The organism is Aerococcus sp. L_32 (genome assembly GCF_050689315.1).
The window spans coordinates 1-4355 of sequence record NZ_JBOEQF010000178.1 but is presented as its reverse complement, the minus strand read 5'-3'; the positions used below and the strand labels follow the sequence as shown (position 1 = coordinate 4355).

Here is a 4355-nt window from a genome sequence, read left to right as displayed (position 1 = left end):
ACCGTATTTACCAGACCGCTTCCGCGCCTTATTGGTGACATCGGTTCCTTCATATAAAATCTGTCCAGCAGTCGCCTTCTCCAAACCGATAATGGCACGACCGATAGTCGTCTTACCAGAACCTGATTCACCAACTAGGCCGTAAGTTTTACCACTTTCAATTTCTAAATCAACACCATCCACGGCAAGCACATTGTCCTGTACTGTATTAAAGAATCCGCCGCGAATAGGATAATGTACTTTCAAATCTTTTACTTCAATAAATCCCATTACTCGACCCCTTCCTTCAAGTCCGCAACATCCGCTTCCTCAGGAAAATGGAAATGCTGCCAACAAGTACATTTCACGAAATGATTCGGGGCCAGCTCATGCATGGTCGGATTTTCTTCATGCTCACTATCACCAATCCATGGAATACGACTGGCAAAACGGCAACCACTTCTTGGCAGGTTTTGCAGTGAAGGCACAGTCCCTTGAATAACATGAAGTTCATCTTCCTCATTCTCAAGCTCGTGTGGCACTGAATTCAGTAGTGATCGCGTATAAGGATGTTTTGGATTATTAAACAGTTCAAATACATCAGCAATCTCAACTACCTCACCTGCATACATCACGGCGACCTTATCAGCCGTTTGTGCAACTACCCCTAAATCATGAGTAATTAATAGGATGCCAGATCCCGTCTCATCTTGAATATCATTCATTAAATCTAGGATTTGCGCCTGCACAGTCACATCTAAGGCAGTAGTCGGCTCATCCGCAATAATAATGGCTGGCTTGTTTGCTAAAGCAATAGCAATCACTACACGTTGGCGCATACCACCAGACAATTCATGCGGATATTGTTTCATCACACGTTTTGGATGAGGGATTTGAACCTGTGTTAATAGCTCCTCCACCCTTGCAAGGCGTTGAGATTTGGATAAATCAGAATGATACAATAATGTTTCTTCGATTTGATCTTGTATTGTCATCAAGGGGTTTAAAGAACCTAAAGGATCCTGGAAAATCATCCCAATATCATTTCCCCTAATTTTGTTAAACTGCGCTTCAGTATTTTCTAAAAGATTATTCCCTCTATAGAGAATTTCTCCCTGGATTTGCGTATTCGCTCGATTATGTAAGCCAACAATCGAGGTAGCTAAAGTACTTTTACCAGATCCTGACTCCCCTACAATGGCAAGGACTTCATTCTCATTCAAAGTCAAAGTAACATCATCGACAGCATTAAAGTACTCATCGCCAAAACGAAATCCTGTATGTAAATGATTAATTTCTAATAATACCTGGTTAGAGGACATGGTTTCAGCTCCTTTAAAATGATATTTCAATAAATTTTATAATTTAATTCTAATCATTTAGATTTTAAGATACTTTGCATGAACTAGAATAAAATTTCAAGAAAAAATAGCATTTTGTTCATAAGTTATTAATATTTTTATTAATCGTTTTTAATACTATCTCTTATTGTTTTAATAATAGGAAGAGAAATGAATTAAGCCTCTTGAAAATCATAATCAAAATAGGAAACATGTGTTTGTGGATAAGCCTGTGACTAAGTCGAAAATTCATTCGAATTCCCCTGTTGCTGTAAGCAATTGCCTTGTGGATAGAAATCAAAATTTTGAGTAGATTTCTGTGTATAGATGGTTTATTCACATGTGGAAACTAGATTCTAATCGACTATTTTTAATGAAGTGCATGTTTCACATGAAACCTGTTGTTAAAAATGGCAGCATAATGATGTGGATAAATTGACGGTATATAAGTGTTTGAAAATTAAATAAAAAGCAAAAATAGTCTATTTCATGTAAGGATATATAACATATACGAAAACTAATTGTTGTAGTACAGTGAGGGGAGTTTATATGAAAAGATTGCAATTTTTAAAAAGAGACTATGGGTTGAAAGTGGCTTTAAGTAAAAAAATAGGGTAAGAGAGGTAAAATTAGATAAAAGATAAGCAATTAAAAGATGGTGATTATTCGTATAAAAGTAAAGAGATATATTCATTTGGCAGCAAAAGTAGAAAAGAATGGGTGGCGTATCTCTTTCAAGTGAATATAGATGTGAAATTTCACAAGCAAATGAGTTTGCATAAAGAAGAAGAAAGCAAAGCATTGATATATTTTAAGAATGAATATTACAATCTAATAGGGGAAGTTAAGGAGAATTTAGAATGGGTACAATATTAGTTACACTTGAAATAAGTGAATAACGGAGAGAAAAGTATAAATATAACCTAGAAAAGTAGAATAAGAAGAATTATCTGTTGCTTGGTTTTAATGACATTTCACGTGGAACTGTATTAATAAGCGCGCCCTTCTTACTTGCTTATCTTATTCCAATCCTTACTTAATTGGTAATTTTTTAGTAGCAGGCAAGAATTAATAAGGATCTATTTATTGAATTTCTCTTATATATTATGATTGACCAAGGTCTTGTTCATTAAAGGGTTAATACATGAGTTTTTCACTGTATTTTTTGGCTAATATCCTATTAATAAGGCTTATTTTAGACAGTTTGTAGGGTACCGGTTTCTAAAATCAATCACCATTCACCATTTCCTTCATCTGTTAGAAGTAAAATCGATGCTTTACTACACTACAATTAGTTACAAAAGTTTCTTTGATTATAGAATGACTTATGTTTTTTTTTAGATGCTGACATCTTTAATTAGGATTTTTCATAAATATAGAGAAATGTTTCACGTGAAACGTTCAAAAATCCGTCTATCCTCTATGTGTCGTAACTGTTAAATGCCTAAGGTTTATAAAACCCTTATACAAACTGATTAACTCTGGGTGATCTTTCCAAATCAATGTTTAAAGAGAAAAAAGCAATAGACCCTCGCCACATTTGGATAACATTCGATATATTAGGAATAATTATTAGTCGCTCATGGTTGCTGCTATAGATGGATGTCTTAGTTACTAAATTACATTGATGAATAATTTTTTACTTTCTTTTTTTTTACAAAAAAATATTTTTATAAACATAGAAAAAAAGCGTGATTAATTATGTTTCACGTGAAACAAACCTCCTCCATAAAAGAAGACCCGGTTAGTATTAAATAGAAGGTTGTAAGATTAATAGGATTTATATGTTGCAGGTAAAGGCAAAATACTAGTGGTAAGAGATTTTAATGGCGTATATTGAGTTTTCCGTGACATAAATATTTATTTTTAGCACTGTGTACTGTGTGTTATTCTAAAACATTCTATAGTAGTAAACTAAAGAAATTCATTAAAGTCTAAGTGTAGTAGAAAATGTGATGTATTGATGTATTGATGTATTGATGTATTGATGTATTGATGTATTGATGTGTTGATGTATTGATGTATTGATGTATTGATGTGTTGATGTGTTGATGTATTGATGTATTTGTAGCTATTCAATAGCTGGTAAGTTAAATTTCTAATTAATATAGATAAGACTGACCGTATGAGTTCTGCTGATTTAAGATTATATAGTAGCTACTTCATAACTCCAATATACTGGAAGTCAATTTGACCTTCCATGATGTTTCACGTGAAACATCATTAATTGTCGACTTATTTTCAATATCGACTCGTGGTAAGGAATAGAGAGTTTATGTAGCATTCCATTCTATTGCCATTAAGGCCGTTAGTTAATCATATCTGGTTTATTCTATAGGTAGTTACCATATAAAGATATGTGACTAATGATTAAACAACTTCGACGGTACTAATCAAGCTATCGGCAAAATTCTTGGGATTATCAATCAGAGATTTACGGAAGTTGTATCCATTCTTATCCTAATAAAAATCATAGTTGGTATAGAGCTAGTAATGATAAAAAGAAATTTTGGACAAAATCCATTCTAATTGTAGCTAGCAGCTAGCTATTGGATAATTGCTTTCATTCATCAATTTGAGGTACGGTGAACAAGTAGCTTCTAGTGAATATTGATAGGCCTCTGTATAATAATCAGTTGCTTTTAGGATTAACTTGCTAGGTGGATAAGATTAATCAAAGGTAAATTGATAGAAGAAATATGACTTCGTTAGAATCATTTGTTAGTAGACTGTGGGAAGATTCCTATTCCTGTATCGGAGAGCATATACTTTATAGAACTTGTAATCTTGAAGACTCGCTATCATTAATACGAATGTTTCACGTGAAACAATCATATTGGGTATTTCTTAAAGAAGTTTTTGACTTTGATATTTTTATTAAGACATGAACGATACAGATTTAAAGAATCTAATATCTATTTTCTACTTAAAAAGGTTAAAATATTTATATTTCCTTCCCAAAGACAAAGACAAGGCCATAGCAACTGTAGGAGCTTATCTATTTTTCAAAATGCTTATATAATAATAAGGTTTTAA

2 protein-coding genes are annotated in these 4355 nt (G+C 32.9%); both read right to left on the bottom strand.

The genetic code is table 11. The annotated features are described in order from the left end of the window. On the bottom strand, nucleotides 1–270 hold a 270-nt coding region (locus ACRCJ0_RS09890; protein WP_431390328.1), incomplete at its 3' end, for an ATP-binding cassette domain-containing protein. Then, entirely contained in the window at nucleotides 270–1301 is a 1032-nt protein-coding gene (locus ACRCJ0_RS09885) for an ABC transporter ATP-binding protein (RefSeq protein WP_431390327.1), read from the bottom strand. The genes ACRCJ0_RS09890 and ACRCJ0_RS09885, both read right to left, overlap by 1 nt. Nucleotides 1302–4355: the final 3054 nt, after the last annotated feature.